The sequence below is a fragment of the Flavobacterium flabelliforme genome (genome assembly GCF_017948675.1).
Taxonomy (GTDB): domain Bacteria; phylum Bacteroidota; class Bacteroidia; order Flavobacteriales; family Flavobacteriaceae; genus Flavobacterium; species Flavobacterium pygoscelis.
This window is the reverse complement of record NZ_JAGFBU010000029.1, coordinates 1-722: the sequence shown is the minus strand read 5'-3', so window position 1 is coordinate 722 and position 722 is coordinate 1. Positions and strand designations below refer to the sequence as shown.

The 722-nt window shown below is 26.0% G+C and carries 1 protein-coding gene; it reads right to left on the bottom strand.

Annotation, left to right across the window (positions count from 1 at the left end):
* Positions 1-423 precede the first annotated feature (423 nt).
* A partial coding sequence (locus tag J3S90_RS15725; RefSeq protein ID WP_210646977.1) for a hypothetical protein occupies positions 424-722 on the bottom strand: 299 nt, incomplete at its 5' end.

The window sequence follows — 722 nt, the reverse complement described above, 5'->3', positions numbered from 1 at the left end:
AATGAAGTTGAAAACCAATAAATCACCAACATTATCAAATAACTAACAATTCTAATCTCCGTTTTCATTTTATAAATTACTGTTTTTCTGTTAGTTGCGTTAAAATATCTGCTAACGTCTTGGCGCTTGGCGAGGTTGCGAACTTCGTAACCGAGTTCTTTCCGCTAAGATAGAATATCTTGCGAAAGAAAAATATGAATTAACCACAAAATTCGCAATCTTGCCAAACGGCGGTTGGGTGATGTTTTTTTTTCTATTTATTTATCTTTTAAACTTCATTTTGTTTTCATCCGGTAAAGTTTCTTTTTAAATTTTACTAATGCGGGTTAATTTGATTAGTTTATTTTTAAGATTAGGCTATTAAACTTTTTAGTTAATAAACTAACTTCCTATTAGAGAATTTTTGGAATTTTTTCAGTGTAATTAATAATGAGATTTTATAAAGTAATGATTCAATAAAGTACTTAATAAAATTAATGTTATAAGTGGAAGGAAAATGAGAGAGATTCCAAAAATATAATCTACAAATTTTACTTTTCTATTCTTTGGATAACCTGAACCTAATACTCTTGCACCAAGTTTTTCTCTAAAAGGAGAGTAAGGAAATTTACCTATTATTGGTTTAAAAATTACTCGAAGTATTTCATAATAAAAAATATATAATAATGGTAATAATCCAAATAAAAGATATAAAAAATTCTCTTTCTCTATTAATATTATTT